General features: G+C 70.2%; 13 protein-coding genes. 8 read left to right on the forward strand and 5 right to left on the reverse strand.

Annotated elements, in window-relative coordinates:
* The first annotated feature begins 284 nt into the window (after nucleotides 1–284).
* The 4 genes from Q2K21_RS05420 to Q2K21_RS05435 all read left to right on the forward strand — a co-directional run bounded on the left by Q2K21_RS05420 (nucleotide 285) and on the right by Q2K21_RS05435 (nucleotide 4,501).
* Complete coding sequence (locus Q2K21_RS05420; protein WP_310765971.1) at nucleotides 285–467, forward strand: SPOR domain-containing protein; 183 nt, start codon at nucleotides 285–287, stop codon at nucleotides 465–467.
* A 54-nt stretch (nucleotides 468–521) separates the two neighbouring features.
* Nucleotides 522–929: a (deoxy)nucleoside triphosphate pyrophosphohydrolase gene (locus tag Q2K21_RS05425; RefSeq protein ID WP_310765974.1), complete on the forward strand. Its 408-nt coding sequence runs from the start codon at nucleotides 522–524 to the stop codon at nucleotides 927–929.
* Nucleotides 930–1,217: 288 nt separating this feature from the next.
* Complete coding sequence (locus tag Q2K21_RS05430; RefSeq protein ID WP_310765976.1) at nucleotides 1,218–1,673, forward strand: ATP-binding protein; 456 nt, start codon at nucleotides 1,218–1,220, stop codon at nucleotides 1,671–1,673.
* Between the two features lie 230 nt (nucleotides 1,674–1,903).
* On the forward strand, nucleotides 1,904–4,501 hold the full coding sequence (locus Q2K21_RS05435) for a SpoIIE family protein phosphatase (protein ID WP_310765978.1): 2,598 nt from the start codon (nucleotides 1,904–1,906) through the stop codon (nucleotides 4,499–4,501).
* Between the two features lie 71 nt (nucleotides 4,502–4,572).
* Here the strand turns inward: Q2K21_RS05435 and Q2K21_RS05440 are convergent, their stop codons facing one another.
* Complete coding sequence (locus Q2K21_RS05440) at nucleotides 4,573–6,354, reverse strand: hypothetical protein (protein ID WP_310765980.1); 1,782 nt, start codon at nucleotides 6,352–6,354, stop codon at nucleotides 4,573–4,575.
* Nucleotides 6,355–6,596: 242 nt separating this feature from the next.
* Between Q2K21_RS05440 and Q2K21_RS05445 the strand changes: the two genes are divergently transcribed.
* A complete protein-coding gene (locus Q2K21_RS05445) occupies nucleotides 6,597–6,896 on the forward strand; it encodes a hypothetical protein (protein ID WP_310765982.1) in 300 nt (99 codons plus the stop codon).
* A gap of 18 nt (nucleotides 6,897–6,914) precedes the next feature.
* Here the strand turns inward: Q2K21_RS05445 and Q2K21_RS05450 are convergent, their stop codons facing one another.
* The 4 genes from Q2K21_RS05450 to Q2K21_RS05465 are packed head-to-tail and all read right to left on the reverse strand — an operon-like array spanning nucleotide 6,915 to nucleotide 10,804.
* Entirely contained in the window at nucleotides 6,915–7,691 is a 777-nt protein-coding gene (locus Q2K21_RS05450) for a succinate dehydrogenase/fumarate reductase iron-sulfur subunit (RefSeq protein WP_310765985.1), read from the reverse strand.
* Entirely contained in the window at nucleotides 7,688–9,640 is a 1,953-nt protein-coding gene (locus tag Q2K21_RS05455; protein WP_310765987.1) for a fumarate reductase/succinate dehydrogenase flavoprotein subunit, read from the reverse strand. Before Q2K21_RS05455 ends, Q2K21_RS05450 begins: the two co-directional genes overlap by 4 nt.
* An 18-nt stretch (nucleotides 9,641–9,658) precedes the next feature.
* Nucleotides 9,659–10,495 (reverse strand): hypothetical protein, encoded by an 837-nt coding sequence (locus Q2K21_RS05460; RefSeq protein ID WP_310765989.1) that lies wholly within the window; start codon nucleotides 10,493–10,495, stop codon nucleotides 9,659–9,661.
* Between the two features lie 18 nt (nucleotides 10,496–10,513).
* A complete protein-coding gene (locus Q2K21_RS05465) occupies nucleotides 10,514–10,804 on the reverse strand; it encodes a hypothetical protein (protein WP_310765991.1) in 291 nt (96 codons plus the stop codon).
* A 384-nt stretch (nucleotides 10,805–11,188) separates the two neighbouring features.
* Between Q2K21_RS05465 and Q2K21_RS05470 the strand changes: the two genes are divergently transcribed.
* The 3 genes from Q2K21_RS05470 to Q2K21_RS05480 all read left to right on the forward strand — a co-directional run bounded on the left by Q2K21_RS05470 (nucleotide 11,189) and on the right by Q2K21_RS05480 (nucleotide 17,308).
* A complete protein-coding gene (locus Q2K21_RS05470; RefSeq protein ID WP_310765993.1) occupies nucleotides 11,189–13,375 on the forward strand; it encodes an ABC transporter family substrate-binding protein in 2,187 nt (728 codons plus the stop codon).
* A 272-nt stretch (nucleotides 13,376–13,647) separates the two neighbouring features.
* The gene (typA, locus tag Q2K21_RS05475) at nucleotides 13,648–15,555 is read left to right on the forward strand and encodes a translational GTPase TypA (RefSeq protein WP_310765995.1); all 1,908 of its coding nucleotides are present in this window, start codon (nucleotides 13,648–13,650) and stop codon (nucleotides 15,553–15,555) included.
* 721 nt (nucleotides 15,556–16,276) lie between these two features.
* On the forward strand, nucleotides 16,277–17,308 hold the full coding sequence (locus Q2K21_RS05480; protein ID WP_310765997.1) for an ABC transporter permease: 1,032 nt from the start codon (nucleotides 16,277–16,279) through the stop codon (nucleotides 17,306–17,308).
* Nucleotides 17,309–17,310 lie beyond the last annotated feature (2 nt).

Consider the following 17,310-nt stretch of genomic DNA (forward strand, 5'->3'; position numbering starts at 1 on the left):
GCCGTTCCCCCGCCGAAGCCCCGTCGCCCGGACGGCAGTTGCAATCCGGTCGTTCTCCCGGCCGTCTCCCGCGTGCCCTTCCTGCTGATCGACGTGCGCCGGAGGCGTGCGGGACGGCGCGTTCGACGGCGTGCGCCCCCTCCGTCATGGCTGGTTGCGTACCTCTTTGTGAAAAGGCGTATTCGCTGTGTGAAGGTAAGGCGTAGGCTCGGGCATATGCGCAGTGCGGTTTCCTTGGTGGGTGGGGCGCGGCGAGGGCCGGGGACGGGAAGGGGAGGGGCGCGATGAACGACAGCACGGTCACTCTCCCCTGGCTCGTCATACGGCAGGACGACAACGGCAACCGCTACCGCGTGGGCAGGTACGCGACTCGCGCGGAGGCCCAGAAGATCGTGGACAGCCTCGACGCCCGCGGTCACAAACAGCTCTACTGGGTAGAGCGCATCGGGCAGAACGGAAGCAAGTGAGGGGCTTTCCCCCGGGGCATGTGATCCGCCGCGCGCTCCCGTAGGCTCCGGCGCATGACCCGATCGATCGTGGTGGTCGGAGGCGCCCTGCTGAGCGGCGGCCGCCTGCTGGCCACCCGCCGCAGCGCGCCCCCCGAGCTGGCCGGCCGCTGGGAGCTGCCCGGCGGCAAGGTCGAACCCGGCGAGACCCCCGAGCGCGCCCTCGTGCGTGAGCTGCGCGAGGAACTGGGGGTGACGGCGGAGCCGGTCGAGCGCGTACCGGGGGAGTGGCCCCTGAAACCGGGGTATGTGCTGCGGGTCTGGACAGTGCGCCTCCTCGCCGGCACGCCCGAGCCCCTGGAGGACCACGACGAGCTGCGCTGGCTGACCCCGGATGAGATCTGGGACGTCGACTGGCTCGATCAGGACGTGGCGGCGGTCAAGGCCGTCCTGGCCGTTCCGGCCGCGTGGCGGCGGTTCTGACTCCGACGGGCCGCCGCAGGTGCCGCCCCGGGTCGCCCGCGAGCCATGCGAATGCATGGAATCGGTAAAACCTGTGCCCACGTTGTGGGCGGCGGCCGAGGCGCGCCGATCCGAACTCCAGGGCTCTCACGTGCGGAAAGGCCGCGATCGACCCTCCGAGGCGCGGGGGTGTTGGGCGAGCAGGGCCTGGGGCTGTTGGGGCGCATGATGTTTCAGGGGCTGGCGTCCGGTACGCCGTTCGTGCCACAGTGCGCCCGCGTGCGCGGTAAGGCGCCGGGGATATCGGGTATGTGCCCATTAACCCCACGAAACCGGATATGGGTGGGCTTCTGGGAAGTGATCGGCGTGCTCGACACCGAAGGCGAAAGCGCCGAGTGGACGTTCCCCGCCGACCCCGGCGCGGTACGGACCGCCCGCGCCGTCGTCCGGGGCCAGCTGCGCACCTGGGGGCTCGACCAGCTCGGCGACGTCACCGTGCTGCTCGTCAGCGAGCTGGTGACCAACGCCCTGCGGCACGCCACGGGCCCCATCGGCGTCCGCCTCGTACGTCCCGCCGATGCCGCCCCCACCCTGCTCGTCGAGGTCTCCGACCCGCTTCCCGATCCGCCCCACGAGCGCACCGCCCGTTCCGACGACGAGAACGGCCGCGGGCTCCAACTGGTCGCCCACTCCTCCAGCCGCTGGGGCACCCGGCCGGGCAACACCGGCAAGACGGTCTGGTTCGAGCTGCCGGTTCACGGCTGAGCGCGGGCCCCCGGTGCACGGCGCACGGCAACGGCCGCAACAGGAGTCTGTGGTTCGACTGGGCACCACCTGGTTAGAAGACTGGGAGTATGGCCCGGCCGGTCCAAAAACCATCGGGACCGTGCTGTGATCGTGAACACCGTGTCGTGCGGCGCCGTAGTGCTGGATACTGCGGGCAGCCGTTTCCGGTGACCGGTGCCGGATGCGGTGAGCTGGAGGGGACGGTTCGCGTGAGCGAGATACCAGCGAAGGCCACGGAGTCCGAGGACCCGTCGGGCGGCGCGAGGGGAGAGGCCGTGGTCGATTCCGCCACGGCCGTCGAACCGCGTGACACGACGAGCGGCACTCTGTGGCAGAGCAGTCCGCCCGGCTCCATCTACGACTACATCAAGGTCGCCTCGTTCTCCATCGGCCCCGACGGGCACGTCGACCAGTGGAGCCTGCGGGCCGAACAACTCTTCGGGATCCCCGCCGAGCGGGCCATCGGGATGGACCCCATCGCGGCGTTCGTCGCGCCCCAACTGCGCGAGCGCGGACAGCGCAAGATGGCCGAGATCCTGGACGGCCGGGAGTGGACCGGCATCATCCCCTTCCGGATGCCCGATGCGCAGCGGTCCGAGGGGATCGCCGAGGTCTATGTGATGCCCACCACGACGGAGGACGGCGAACGGGCCGCCGTGTGCATCGTCGTGGACGCCCACACCCTCCGCCAGATCGAGACGGACCTCGCCGCCTCGCAGGCGATTTTCGGTCAATCCCCTTTCGGTTTCCTGCTGATCGACACCGATCTGCGGGTACGGCGCGCCAACCAGCGGTTCGCCTCCACCTTCGGCGGCACGCCCGACGAACACCGCGGCCGCTCCGTCCACGACTATCTGCAGTCCCCGGAGGCCGAGCGCGTCGCCGCGACGCTGCGGCGCGTCCTGGAGAGCGGCGAGTCGATCACGGACATGCACGTCGCGGGCGTCATCCCCGGCTCCGACGAGCGCAGGCACTGGTCCGTCAACCTCTACCGCGTGCACAGCGGCAGCGGCCGTCCCATCGGCATCGCCTGGCTGGGAACCGACATCACCGCCCGCCGCGCAGCCGCCCGCGAGGCCGCCGCCGCCCGCCGCAACCTCGCCCTTCTGAACGAGGCCGGCGCCCGCATAGGCAACTCCCTCGATCTGGAGACCACCGCGCGCGAACTCCTCGACGTGGTCGTCCCCGGCTTCTGCGACCTCGCCACCGTCGACCTCTACCAGGGGCTCCTGGTCGGCGACGAGACCCCGCCGGGCCTGGCCGACGGCAGCGCCGAGCTGCGCCGCGTCGCGTTCTCCAGCGCGGTCGCGGACGCGCCCTTCGTCGGCGGCCCCGAACCCGTCGCCGTCGGCTCCGTGCACCACTACGCCTTCAACTCGCCCTGCGCGGACGCGCTGCGCACCGCCCGCCCCCGGCACATCCCCGCCGACGACAACGGCCTGATCCAGTCCACGCTCGCGGTGCCGATGGTCGCGCACGACACCGTGGTCGGCCTCGTCCAGTTCTCCCGTACGAAGGGCAGTGAGCCGTTCGGGGAACGCGACCGGGCGCTCGCCGTGGAACTGGCGGCGCGCGCCGCGGTCTGTATCGACAACGCGCGGCTGTACCGCCGGGAGCACGAACGGGCGTTGATACTTCAGCGGTCCCTGCTGCCACCGGGCGACCCGGAGGCCTCCGGCCTGGACATCGCCTGCCGCTATCTGCCGGGCAACGCGGCGACCGAGGTCGGCGGCGACTGGTTCGACGTCATCGAACTGCCCGGCCACCGCACCGCGTTGGTCGTCGGCGACGTCATGGGCCGCGGCCTGCGCGCCGCCGTCGCGATGGGCGAACTGCGGACGGCCGTACGCACCTTGGCCCTGCTCGACCTCGAACCCGCCGAGGTGCTCTCCGCGCTGGACGAGATCGCGCGCGGCCTCGGCGCCCCCGGCGGCGTCCAGCAGGCCACCCGTACGGCCCGCCAGCCGCGTGACGCGGACCTGTCCGAGGTCTACCTCGCGACCTGCGTGTACGCCGTCTACGACTCGGTGTCGCGACGCTGCACCTTCGCCAACGCGGGCCATCTGCCGCCGGTGCTCGTGGAGCCGGGCGAGCCCGCGCTGATGCTGGACGTGCCGCCCGGGATGCCGCTGGGCGTGGGCGGCGAGCCGTTCGAGGAGGTGGAGGTCGAACTGCCGGAGGGCGCGCTGCTGGCGCTCTATACGGACGGCCTGGTCGAGTCCCGGGACCATCCGCTGGACGAGGGCCTCCAGGCGTTCGTGGGAGCGCTCACCGACCCGAGCAGGCCCCTGGAGGACGTCTGCGACCACGTCCTCAACACGCTCGACACGCACCACGGCGAGGACGACATCGCGCTGCTGATGGCGCGTGTGCAGGGGCTGCCGGCCGAGTCCGTCGGCGACTGGACACTGCCGCGCGAGCCGCGCAGCGTGGGCCGGGCCCGCGAGTACGCGCGCGGGCAACTGCTCACCTGGGACCTGGAGCCGCTGGTGGACACGGCGGAACTGCTGGTCAGTGAGCTGGTCACCAACGCTCTGCGATACGGCGAGGGCGAGATCAGACTACGGCTGCTGCTCGACCGGACGCTGGTGTGCGAGGTGTGGGACGCGGGCCTGGTCCAGCCTCGCCGCCGGCGCGCCCGGGACACCGACGAGGGGGGCCGCGGTCTGCAACTGGTCGGCCTGCTCTCCGCGGCCTGGGGCTCACGCCGCACGCCGCGCGGCAAGACGGTGTGGTTCGAACTCCCGCTGCCCGGCGGCGAGAACGGCGTCACGGATCCGGCGGAGGCGTTGCTGAGTCTGTTCTAGTGCCCCGGCAGGCAACGTTTGCCCGTCAAGGAGCGGCGTCCGGGCGGACGACGGGAGTTTGACGACAGGACCTAGCCGCCGGGTCGCGCCGGCCTCGGCCGGAACAGCTCACCGCCGTCCCGGCGCCCCCGCGTGTCCGGTCCGCCGTAGCTCGCGGGGCCGCCGTCGCCGGGGTGGCCCGGGCCCTCGGCGCGCCGGTGAGAGGCATCGAGCAGGATGCCGCCGAGTACGGCGCCGCCCGTCCAGAGGCCCTCGCCGTACGGCGTCCCGTACGCCCGTACGTCCCGTTCGGCGAGCTGCCGGGCCTGCCGGGCGAGCGCGTCGGCCTCGCGGGCGTCGGTGAGGGCGTCGGCCGGGGACGGTACGGGCGGCACGTCCGTGTTCTCCGCGTCGCGCAGCCGCCGCTCCGCCTCCGCGAGCCGGGTCCTCGCCTCGCAGCCGATGGCTCCGCGATGGGTCGTCACGTAGTCGGACGCGGCGCCCACGGTGCAGCGTGCGGTGAGAAGGGCCCGTTCGAGCCGCCCGAGCGCATGCGATCCGCCCGGCGGCTCGCGCCACAACGCCCGGTCCAGCCCGACCGCCACCTGCTCGATCCGGCGCAGCGCATCGACGGGGTCGTACGGATCCCGAGCCCGCCGTCCACCACGGGCACCTTCGGCACCGTTCATCCGGCGCCGGTCCACTTCGCCCTGACCACTCCCGCCACAGCCGCCTTCGCTGTCGGCGCCTTCCACGCCGGTCGTCTCCGGCGTGTGCGCCCCGGTCTCTCCGGTCGTCTCCCGCGTGTCCGCCCCGCTCTCTCCGGTTGCCGCCTCGCCGGTGTCCTCGCCGCCCTCGGTTCGGTCTCCGCCGCCCGGTTCCTTCCCGCCCGTGTTCGCGTCGGCCCCGGTTGTTCGTTCGCCGCCCATCTCCGACCGCACCCCCGCCAGCACCGACTCCCCGTACGCGATCCGCCCCCGCAGATCCCCCCGGGCGCTCTCCGTGCCCACCTGTTCGCGGGCCTCCGCCAGGGCCGACTCGGTGTCGGTCAGGGCGGTGGGAAGTCGTTCCGTTGCGGTGGCCAGGGCCGCGGCGAGCCGTGCGATGCCGTCCACGAGCAGGGCCGCCTGGTCGACGGCGGCCTCGGCAGCGCGCAGATGGACCACCGCGTTCTGCGTGTCCCCCCGGTCCAGGTCCTGGCGCGAACGGTTGAGACAGGTCATGGTGAACACCAGCCGGTCCTTGGCCTGTTCGTCGTGGCCCGCCACCGGCAGATACGCGGACAGGGCATACCGCTCGCGCAGCCCCACGAGCGTGCCGTCCGCGTCCGCGATCCGTGCCGCCAGCTCCCGGAACCGCGCCTCGGCGTGCTCCAGCGCGTCCCGCACGGTCCGCTCCAGCGCCCGGGTCCGGTCGAGCCCCGCCGCCTCCTCGTCCAGCCGCCGCCCGGCCGCCTCGCAGCGCGCGAGGATCTCCTCCAGCAGGGTCCGCGTCGCGCCCTCCCCGTCGTCGAGCCGCTGTCGCGCCCGGAACGCGGCGCTCAGTTCCGCCGCGGCGAACTCCACCGCCTCCGCGTGCAGCCGTACCGCCACGTCCCCCAACTGCGCGGCGACACAGCGAAGTTCCTCACGGCTCGTCCGTACGCAGTCGTCGGTCTCGACGAGCGAGCGTCGTGCCCGCCGGTCGAGTTCGTCCAGCGAGACGACGGTCGGCGTGGCCCCACCGGGCGTCGTGCGCGTGGTCATGCGCCGTCTGCGCCGCAGGGACGCGTACACCGCCACGGCCACGGCGGCCACCGCGGCGATCAGCGGCAGCACCAGGTCGGCGGTGGAGGTCTGCCCCTGCCCGGTCGCGGCGACCCCCACGGCGGCCACCGGCGCCGGTATCACCCCCAACACGGCAGGCGCCGTCCGCACGGCTCTGTACGCGGCGGCCCGGCACGGCCGGCGTCGACGGTGGAGCGGCGTCACATCTCGGAGCGTATGGCCGGTGATGCGGCACCGCGACCGGGGTACGCCCGATACGCCGGACCTACCCTCCCGACGCACAGGAGGGCGGATCTGGTCGCCGACAGAGGGTGGTGCCATGATCAGCGGCAACACACAGTGGGGGTTCGATGCACGCTTTCGTCTTTGTCACCCTGGCAGTGATCCTGGTGCTCTACGCCATCCTGGGCATCGTGGCCATCACGACCGGCTGGGTCGTGCCGTGGCTGCGGGGAACCATCGCACGGCCGCGGCTGTGGGGCTCCGGAACCCTGCTGTTCGCCTCGGGCATCGCACTCTTCCGGTACGGCGCGACCGTGCACGGCACGACCGCCATCGATCTCGTCTTCGGCGGCGGCCTGCTCGTGTTCCTCTCCGGCGCGGCGCTCCAGTTCCTGGGGCAGCGCCCCGGCCGTGTGCCGTCCGCATGACCGGCGTCCGCGCGCCCCTCACCCTCCTGAAGGCCGCCTCCTGATCTTCGACCCCAGCCACACGAGCGGGTCGTACTTACGGTCGACCGCCCGTTCCTTCAGCGGGATCAGGGCGTTGTCCGTGATCTTGATGCCCTCGGGGCAGACCTCCGTGCAGCACTTGGTGATGTTGCAGTAGCCGAGGCCGTGTTCGTCCTGGGCCGTGCGTTTGCGGTCCAGGCCGGACTCCGACGCCGCGTCCAGCGGGTGCATGTCCAGCTCCGCCACCCGCATCAGGAAACGCGGGCCCGCGAACGCCTGCTTGTTCTCCTCGTGGTCACGCACCACATGGCACGTGTCCTGGCACAGGAAGCACTCGATGCACTTGCGGAACTCCTGCGAACGGTCCACGTCCTCCTGCGTCATGCGGTACTCGCCGGGTCCCAGGTCCGCGGGCGGCACGAAGGACGGGACCTCCCGGGCCTTGACGTAGTTGAAGCTCACGTCCGTCACCAGGTCGCGGATCACCGGGAAGGTGCGCAGCGGCGTCACCGTGACGGTCTCGTCCCGCTCGAACACCGACATCCGCGTCATGCACATCAGCCGTGGCCGCCCGTTGATCTCCGCCGAGCACGAACCGCACTTGCCGGCCTTGCAGTTCCAGCGCACGGCGAGGTCGGGCGTCTGGGTCGCCTGGAGGCGGTGGATGATGTCCAGCACCACCTCGCCCTCGTTGACCTCGACCTTGAAGTCCTCCAGGCCGCCGCCCTGCGCATCGCCCCGCCACACCTTGAAGCGGGCCTCGTAGCTGCTCACTCGTACAGCTCCTCTTCGGCGAGGTACTTGACCAGCTCCTCCTTCTCGAAGAGGGCGAGCAGGTCCGGGCGGATGGGTTCGGTGGTCTCACGGGTGAGCGCGATCTGACCGCGGACCGGGTCGGTCGCCGCCAGACCGCCTGTGGGGTCGGTCAGCCGGCACAGCAGATTCACGCGGCGCCACGTGCGGTCCATCGTCGGAAAGTCCTCCCGGGTGTGCCCGCCACGCGACTCCGTGCGCTCCAGGGCCGCCCGTGCCACGCACTCGCTGACCAGCAGCATGTTCCGCAGGTCGAGGGCGAGGTGCCAGCCCGGGTTGAACTGGCGGTGGCCCTCGACGCCCGCCCTGCGCGCCCGTACCCGCAGGTCCGCCAGCTTCTTCAGCGCCTGCTGCATCTCCGGCTCGCGGCGGATGATGCCGACCAGGTCGTTCATCGTCTGCTGGAGTTCCTGATGGAGGGTGTACGGGTTCTCCGGCGGGCGGATCGGCTCCTGGAGGTCCTCGCCGGGCGCCGGGCCCTCGGCCGAGAACGGGCGCAGGGCCTCCGCCGCCGCCGTGTCCACCTGGACGTCGTCCACCGTGGGACGCTCGGCAAGACCCGTCGCGTACTGAGCCGCGTGCAGACCAGCCCGGCGCCCGAACACCAGCAGGTCGGACAGGGAGTTGCCGCCCAGCCGGTTGGAGCCGTGCATACCGCCGGCCACCTCTCCGGCCGCGTACAGACCCTCCACGCCCCGGGCCGCCGCGGTGTCCGAGTCGACCGCGATGCCGCCCATCACGTAGTGACAGGTGGGCCCGACCTCCATCGCCTCGGCGGTGATGTCGACGTCCGCCAGCTCCTTGAACTGGTGGTACATCGACGGCAGCCGGCGCCGGATGACCTCGGCCGGCATGCGCGTCGAGACGTCGAGGAAGACGCCGCCGTGCGGGGAGCCGCGGCCCGCCTTCACCTCGGCGTTGATCGCGCGCGCGACCTCGTCACGGGGGAGCAGTTCGGGCGGGCGCCGGTTGTTGTCCGGGTCGTCGTACCAGCGGTCGCCCTCCTCCTCCGACTCCGCGTACTTCTCCTTGAAGACGTCGGGGATGTAGTCGAACATGAACCGCTTGCCGTCGGAGTTCCTGAGCACCCCGCCGTCGCCGCGGACCGACTCGGTGACGAGGATGCCCTTCACCGACGGCGGCCAGACCATGCCCGTCGGGTGGAACTGCACGAACTCCATGTTCAGCAGCGGCGCCCCGGCGAGGAGCGCCAGCGCGTGCCCGTCACCCGTGTACTCCCACGAGTTCGACGTCACCTTGAAGGACTTGCCGATGCCGCCCGTCGCGATCACGACGGCGGGCGCTTCGAGGACGAAGAAACGCCCGGACTCGCGCTCGTACGCGAAGACGCCCGAGACCCGGCCGCCGTCGTCCTTGAGGATCCGGGTGACCGTGCACTCCTGGAAGACCTTCAGACGGGACTCGTAGTCCCCGGTCTCCTTCTTGTCCTCCTGCTGCAACGACACGATCTTCTGCTGGAGCGTGCGGATCAGCTCCAGGCCCGTGCGGTCGCCGACGTGTGCGAGGCGCGGGTACTCGTGGCCGCCGAAGTTGCGCTGCGAGATGCGCCCGTCCTTCGTACGGTCGAAGAGGGCGCCCCAGGTCTCCAGCTCCCAGACGCGGTCGGGTGCTTCGCGGGCGTGCAGCTCGGCCATCCGCCACTGGTTGAGGAACTTCCCGCCGCGCATGGTGTCGCGGAAGTGCACCTGCCAGTTGTCGTGCGGGTTGACGTTGCCCATCGCCGCCGCGATACCGCCCTCCGCCATCACCGTGTGCGCCTTGCCGAACAGCGACTTGCAGATCACGGCCGTACGGGCGCCGCGCTCACGCGCCTCGATGGCGGCCCTGAGCCCGGCGCCGCCGGCGCCGACCACGACGACGTCCCACTCCTGTCGCTCCACCACGGTCATCAGAAGGCCCCACTCAATCTAGAAGAAGCGCGGATCGTCGAAGGCACCGGACGCCACCAGGTACACGTAGAAGTCGGCGAGTGCCACGCTGACCAGCGACGCCCAGGCCAGCAGCATGTGGCGGGCGTTGAGTCTGCTGATGAACTGCCACGTCCTGTAGCGCACGGGATGCTTGGAGAAGTGCTTGAGCTTGCCGCCGACGATGTGCCGGCAGGAGTGGCAGGAGAGTGTGTACGCCCAGATCAGCACGATGTTCACCAGGAAGACCACGGTGCCCAGACCCATATGGCCCCAGCGGTAGTGCTCGTCGCGGAAGGCGAGCACGGTGTCGTACGTGAGGACGCCCGCCACGAGGAGCGCCGCGTAGAAGAAGTACCGGTGGATGTTCTGCAGGATCAGCGGGAAGCGGGTCTCGCCGGTGTACTTCTTGTGCGGTTCCGCCACCGCGCAGGCCGGAGGCGACAGCCAGAAGCCGCGGTAGTAGGCCTTGCGGTAGTAGTAGCAGGTCAGGCGGAAGCCGAGCGGGAAGATCAGGATGATGATCGCCGGGGAGATGGCCCACCAGCTGCCGAAGAGGTCGGCGTTGGGCCCCGCGTGCATGGTCCGGCACCGCTCCGCCAGACAGGGCGAGTAGAACGGCGAGACGTACGGCGCGGCGTAGTAGTCCGCGTCGGCGAAGGCCCGCCACGTCGAGTACACGACGAAGGCGAACAGCCCGGCCGCGGTGGCGGCCGGAGCCAGCCACCAGCGGTCGGTGCGCAGATGCCGCGCGGCGATCGCGGCGCGCGAACCGGTCCGTACGCTGCCGCCGATCGTATGGGGTTCAGTGTCGGGGGATTCCGTACCAGTGGCCACTCATGACTCCGGTCGGGTTCAGGGGGCGTGCCGGTCCCGGGCGCCGAGACCTTCGTCGTCCGAGTCCGTCCACAGGCTGGTGTCGTACGGGGTGTCGGGGATCGTCACGAGGTCCGGCCGCCGGGACGACGTGGTGGTGACGGTGGCCGCGCGCAGCAGTGACACGCTCTCGCGCAGGTGGTCGGCATCGGCGCGGACACGGCGTATGTCGAGCCCGCCGCTCCCCATCTGCTGCTCCAGGCGCCCCACCGACCGGACCAGGTCGTCGAGGCACCGCTGAACTGTCGTCAGTTCGTCGGACACGGACATGACGTGACCTCACTTCCACGGGCTCCAGGCCCAAAGCGGCGACGTTCATGCGCCTGCGAGTGTTGCGCGTCACACAGTCGGTGTGAAGGGATCTGCACGGATTGCCTCCGGCGGTGGGACGGATGTGTGCGGGTGTGCGGGTGTGCCGGGGCGCAGGCATCACTTGAGGGTGCGCCCCCGGTCCAGGCCGGATCACTTCGAGTTACGCCGTACGGGTGGGCTTCACGTTCCCTTTCGCCGTGTCGCCGTTAGCTGCTGAACCCTTTCCTCTTCAGTGAGCCCATACAACTCATATATCTGATCAGCTCCAAATTCCCCCAAACCTGATCATAACTCTCAATTCGCTCATTTCATTCGCGGAGCGGTTCCCCGGAGGTAGACGTGATGTCCCACGACGGCGTCGGACCGCGCGCGGTGCTGCGCTCGGTCGCGTTCCTCACCGCGGGAGCCCTCGCGGTGCCCGTGCTCGCCGCCTGCAGTTCCGACGAGAAGCCGAACAAGCCGGTCGCGGTGCAGGACATCGCACCTGCCGCCCGAGGTCTCGTCGCCGACGGCGGAACACTCCACTGGGCCATCGACGCCGTGCCGGGGACCCTGAACACCTTCCAGGCCGACGCCGACACCGCGACCGCGCGCATCGCCGGCGCCGTGCTGCCCTCGATGTTCCGGCTCGACGCGAACGGCCGCCCACAGCGCAACCCCGACTTTCTGACGTCGGCCAAGGTCGTCTCGACCGAGCCCAAGCAGGTCGTCGTCTACCGGCTCGCCCAGCAGGCCGTCTGGAGCGACGGCCGGGAGATCGGCGCCGACGACTTCGCCGCCCAGTGGCGCGCCCTCTCCGGCCGGAACAGCGCGTACTGGACCGCCCGCAACGCCGGCTACGACCGCATCGAGAAGGTCGAGCGGGGCGCGAACAACCTCGAGGTCAAGGTCACCTTCGCCAAGCCGTACGCCGACTGGAGGTCGCTGTTCTCGCCGCTGTACCCCAAGGACGTCATGGGCACCCCGGCCGGCTTCAACGACGGGGCGAGGCGGAATCTGAAGGTCACCGCCGGGCCGTTCTCCCTCCAGAAGGTCGACCACGAGGCGGGCCACGTCACCCTCACCCGCAATCCGCGCTGGTGGGGCCGCCCCGCCAAGCTCTCCGAACTCGTGCTCGTGGCCGTCCCGCGCGACAAGCGGGCCGCCGCGCTCGCCGACGGGAAGATCGACCTGGCGGAGATCGACCCGGAGGAGGCCGAGCGGATCACGCTCGCCGCCCGCGACAAGGGCGCCACCCCCTTGCAGGGGCCCTCCGCCGAGGCGGAGGGGGCCGCCCGGGCGGGCTCGCCCGCCGGTGAGCAGCAGGCGCTGCGCGGCTTCGTGATCCGCAAGTCCCTGGAGCCCTCCTACACGCAACTCGCCCTGAACGGCTCCCGGGGCCCGCTCGCCGACGACCGCGTACGGCGGGCCGTGGCCCGTGCCCTCGACCGCACCGCGCTCGCCGGGCTGGTCCTCAAGCCGCTCGGGCTGCCCGCCGTGCCGGTCGGCAGCCACCTCGCGCTCTCCGGGCAGCCCGCGTACGCGGACAACAGCGGCGCCCTCGGCGGGCAGGACACCGCTCGGGCCAAGGCGCTGCTGACCGAGGCGGGCTGGGTGCCCGGCGGGCCGCTCAAGGAGGAGAAGAAGGAGAAGAAGGAGGCGAAGAAGCCGGCCGGAGCGGCCGGGTCCGAGGGCCGGAAGACGGACCAGGAGCACGGCTCGGGCGACGACGGGACGTACACCGGCGGCCAGGACGGTCAGGACAGCCAGGACATCCAGGACAACAAGGGGCACGAGTACAAGGACCCGCAGGACCAGGCGAACAAGCACCACCCGCACCACCCGCAGCACCCGCGGCACGCCGACGAGCAGGCGGGCAGACCCGTCGGTGGCGCGCCCGCGCAGGAGCACGGTCAGCAGGGCCCACCGCCGGGGGCGTACGCGCCGAAGGGCACCGCCGCTCCGGCCGGCGGCGCGGCCGCGGTGCTGGCGAAGGACGGCAAGCCGCTCAAGCTCCAGTTCGTGCTGCCGTCCGGGCCCGGCTCGCAGTCCTTGCGGACCGTCGGTGACCGCATCGCCCGCATGCTGGACAAGGTCGGGATCCGCACGGAGATCTCCAAGGTCTCCGACGAGAGCTACTTCAGGGACCACATCGCGTCCGGCGACTACGACCTGGCGCTGTACTCGTGGCCCGCGTCCGCGTTCCCCGCGACCGACGCCCGGCCGATCTACGCCAAGCCGGTACCGGCGGCGGACGGCTCGCTGACCGTCGAGCAGAACTACACGAGGGTCGGCACCGACCAGGTGGACCAGCTCTTCGACCAGGCGATCGCCACGCTGGACGAGGGCGAGGAGCGGGACCTGATGCGCAAGGCCGACGCCCGCATCTGGGCCGCCGCGGGCTCGATCCCGCTCTACCAGCGTCCCCAGCTCACGGCCACCCGCCTCGACCTGGCCAACGCGGGCGCCTTCGGCTTCCAGACACCGGTCTACGAGGACATGGGCTTCCTGAAGAAGGGCGCCCACCCGTCACCACAGCCGTCGTCCTAGCCACGCAGCTGCGGGCAGGGGCACCGTCCCAGCTGCGGGGAGGCACCGCTTCCGCTGTGGTCAGTCGTTCCGCAGGGCGGAACCGGTGGGCACAGCCCGTAGCCACCGGGTGCCGCGTAACCAGACCTGAGCTGCAGCCAAAGGCCCCGGCGAGCCCCAACGGCAGCGCACCCGTACCATGGGGTGAGGCCGTGGCGTGTCCAGCCCGGCAGGCCCGCGTCACACAGACGTACGACAGGGCCGTCCTCACCACTCCGGGAGTACGCCACATCATGGCCACGCGCCACGACATCCGCAACGTAGCCATCGTCGCCCACGTCGACCACGGCAAGACGACCATCGTCGACGGCATGCTGAAGCAGGCCGGTGCCTTCGCCGCCCACCAGCTCGAGCAGGTCGACGACCGCGTCATGGACTCGAACGACCTGGAGCGTGAGAAGGGCATCACGATCCTCGCCAAGAACACGGCGGTGAAGTACCACCCGAAGGATGGCGGGGACCCGATCACCATCAACATCATCGACACCCCCGGCCACGCCGACTTCGGCGGCGAGGTCGAGCGCGGTCTGTCGATGGTCGACGGCGTCGTGCTGCTCGTCGACGCCTCCGAGGGCCCGCTGCCGCAGACCCGCTTCGTGCTGCGCAAGGCCCTCCAGCAGCGCCTGCCCGTCATCCTGTGCATCAACAAGACGGACCGCCCGGACTCCCGTATCGACGAGGTCGTCAACGAGACCTACGACCTCTTCCTCGACCTGGACGCCGACGAGGAGCAGATCGAGTTCCCGATCGTCTACGCCTGCGGCCGTGACGGCATCGCCTCCCTCACCAAGCCGGAGAACGGCACGGTCCCGGCCGACTCCACCAGCCTGGAGCCGTTCTTCTCCACGATCCTGGAGCACATCCCGGCCCCGACCTACGACGAGGAGGCCCCGCTCCAGGCGCACGTCACCAACCTGGACGCCGACAACTTCCTCGGCCGTATCGCGCTGCTCCGCGTCGAGCAGGGCGAGCTGCGCAAGGGTCAGACCGTCGCCTGGATCAAGCGTGACGGCTCGATCAGCAACGTTCGCATCAGCGAGCTGATGATGACCGAGGCCCTCACCCGCAAGCCCGCCGAGAAGGCCGGCCCGGGTGACATCTGCGCCGTCGCCGGTATCCCCGAGATCATGATCGGCGAGACCCTCGCGGACACCGAGAACCCGGTCGCGCTGCCGCTGATCACGGTCGACGAGCCCGCGATCTCCATGGTCATCGGCACCAACACCTCGCCGCTGGTCGGCCGGGGCGGCACCGGCAAGGGCGCCAACGCCAAGGCCACGGTCAAGGACCGCAAGGTCACCGCCCGCCAGGTCAAGGACCGCCTCGACCGCGAGCTGGTCGGTAACGTCAGCCTCCGGGTGCTGGACACCGGGCGCCCGGACGCCTGGGAGGTCCAGGGCCGCGGTGAGCTGGCGCTGGCCATCCTGGTCGAGCAGATGCGCCGTGAGGGCTACGAGCTGACCGTGGGCAAGCCGCAGGTCGTCACCAAGGAGGTCGACGGCAAGGTCCACGAGCCGTTCGAGCGGATGACGATCGACGTGCCCGAGGAGCACATGGGCGCGGTCACTCAGCTCATGGGCGTCCGCAAGGGCCGTATGGACAACATGTCCAACCACGGCTCCGGCTGGGTCCGCATGGAGTTCGTGGTCCCCTCCCGCGGTCTCATCGGCTTCCGTACCGAGTTCCTGACCAACACCCGCGGCACGGGCATCGGCCACTCCATCCATGAGGGCTTCGAGCCCTGGGCCGGCCCGCTCCAGACCCGTAACAACGGCTCGCTGGTGGCCGACCGCTCCGGAGCCGTCACCGCGTTCGCGATGACGAACCTCCAGGAGCGCGGCGTGCTCTTCGTCGAGCCGGGCACCGAGGTGTACGAGGGCATGATCGTCGGCGAGAACTCCCGCGCCGACGACATGGACGTCAACATCACCAAGGAGAAGAAGCTCACCAACATCCGGTCCGCCACGTCCGACATCGCCGAGTCGATCGTGCCGCCGCGCAAGCTGTCGCTGGAGCAGTCCCTGGAGTTCTGCCGCGACGACGAGTGCGTCGAGGTGACGCCGGAGGCGGTTCGCATCCGCAAGGTCAACCTCGACCAGCGCGAGCGCGCCCGCGCCGCCAGCCGCGCCAAGCACGGCTGATCCCGGCACCAAGGCGCCTCTGCCGCCGAAGCCCGGGTGCCCCCATCATGGGGGCACCCGGGCTTTTCCGTGGCCGGGGACCACTTCTGTGGCCGGGGACCACTTCCGTGGCCTGAGAGCACTTCTGTGGCCCCGTACGACAGCCGGTGCCGGTACCTCCGGGACGCCTGTGCGTTCCCGTGGACGGCGTGAATCCCCCGTGGATGGCGTGGATCCAGCCGCGCCGGCCGCCACCCGCAACCGGTTTTTTGGGCTCTCGGTGTCCGAAATGCGGGATCCCTCGACCGATACACATGTAACACGTCCGTTTCGTGGCCTTCTCTCTCGGATCGCTTTGTCCATGTTTTGGAAGATGTACGGATGAGCTGTGATTGAACCGAGACCTAAAGACTGTGGTCGGCATTCTGGCTCATGGCAGATAGTTGGGCCCAACGCTCGGGTCAATGGGTCATGCGCTGTGGGGACAGCGCCGACTCACGAGCACCAGTGGGGTGTTTGACCCTCCGTCAGGGGTGTCGGAGGGACAGACGGTCAACCCCCTGTCCGTGCACAGGTTGAGTCAAGGAGGCGGCCAATATGGCAACTACGCGTGTTCACCAGCGACTTGTCGTGCCCAGCGCCCGATAGTCGGTCGTCTTTCCTGATCCGCGTGGTCCAAGCCGTCGCCCACCCGCACCCTGTGGTGGCCACCGGCTCGGCGTACCCATGAATTGGACGCATCATGACGAGTCCTCTCGAGACCGAGGGCGGCGCAAGCACGGTCGTCGTCGACGAGAAGGAGCCGACGAAGGAACCGGAGACCAAACAGCTGGAGGGCCGGTCGCCCGGCCAACTGATGTGGATCCGCTTCAAGCGGGACCGCACCGGGGTGATCTCCGCGTTCGTCGTCATCCTCTTCTTCCTGATCGGGCTGCTCGCGCCGCTGATCTCGAAGCTGTACGGCAAGAACCCGTACACCGTCTTCGCGGACGAGCGCCCCGAACTGTTCGACAGCGCGGGAGTGCCCGTCCAGCCCAACGGCGGTATCAGCGGCGAGTTCTGGTTCGGACTCGAACCCGGTAACGGGTACGACGTCTTCACCAAGCTGATCTACGGCATCCGGACCTCGCTGATGATCTCCTGTGCGGTCACGGTCGCGGTCGTGCTCACCGGCATCGTTCTCGGCGTCACGGCGGGCTACCTGGGCGGCAAGGCCGACTACGCCATCAGCCGGGTGATCGACTTCCTGCTCGCCTTCCCGTCGCAGCTGTTCTTCATCGCGAGCATGCCGGTCGTGGTCTCCCTCTTCGTCAGTCCGCGGGACGAGACGCCGACCTATGTCCGCGTCGTCGCGCTGATCGCCGTGCAGTGGGTGCTCGGCTGGATGAGCCTCGCCCGGATCCTGCGCGGTACGACACTGTCGCTCAGGGAGCGCGAGTTCATCGAGGCGGCAAGGGTGAGCGGGGCGTCGCCCTGGCGCATCATCAGCAAGGAGATCCTGCCGAACGTGGTGACCCCCCTGCTGGTGCAGTCCACGTATCTGCTTCCGTTCTTCGTGACGGGCGAAGCCGGCCTGTCGTTCCTCGGTGTCGGCATCGTCGAACCCACGCCCGACTGGGGCCAGATGTTCTCCAAGGCGTCGACCGAGCTCGTCCTGCAGAACGACATCACCTACATGTTCTTCCCCGGCATCTCGATGATCATCTTCATCGTCGCGTTCAACCTGCTCGGGGACTCGGTCAGGGACGCCTTCGATCCCAAGACGGCGCGCTGACC

It is taken from the genome of Streptomyces sp. CGMCC 4.7035 (assembly GCF_031583065.1).
GTDB lineage: Bacteria > Actinomycetota > Actinomycetes > Streptomycetales > Streptomycetaceae > Streptomyces > Streptomyces yaanensis.

Excerpts from the sequence above, each read along its gene's own strand:
- Q2K21_RS05420 (WP_310765971.1), top strand. The coding sequence starts at position 285 with ATGAACGACAGCACGGTCACTCTCCCCTGGCTCGTCATACGGCAGGAC.
- Q2K21_RS05425 (WP_310765974.1), top strand. The coding sequence starts at position 522 with ATGACCCGATCGATCGTGGTGGTCGGAGGCGCCCTGCTGAGCGGCGGC.
- Q2K21_RS05430 (WP_310765976.1), top strand. The coding sequence starts at position 1,218 with ATGTGCCCATTAACCCCACGAAACCGGATATGGGTGGGCTTCTGGGAA.
- Q2K21_RS05445 (WP_310765982.1), top strand. The coding sequence starts at position 6,597 with ATGCACGCTTTCGTCTTTGTCACCCTGGCAGTGATCCTGGTGCTCTAC.
- Q2K21_RS05455 (WP_310765987.1), bottom strand. The coding sequence starts at position 9,640 with ATGACCGTGGTGGAGCGACAGGAGTGGGACGTCGTCGTGGTCGGCGCC.
- Q2K21_RS05465 (WP_310765991.1), bottom strand. The coding sequence starts at position 10,804 with ATGTCCGTGTCCGACGAACTGACGACAGTTCAGCGGTGCCTCGACGAC.
- Q2K21_RS05470 (WP_310765993.1), top strand. The coding sequence starts at position 11,189 with ATGTCCCACGACGGCGTCGGACCGCGCGCGGTGCTGCGCTCGGTCGCG.
- typA (WP_310765995.1), top strand. The coding sequence starts at position 13,648 with ATGGCCACGCGCCACGACATCCGCAACGTAGCCATCGTCGCCCACGTC.
- Q2K21_RS05480 (WP_310765997.1), top strand. The coding sequence starts at position 16,277 with ATGACGAGTCCTCTCGAGACCGAGGGCGGCGCAAGCACGGTCGTCGTC.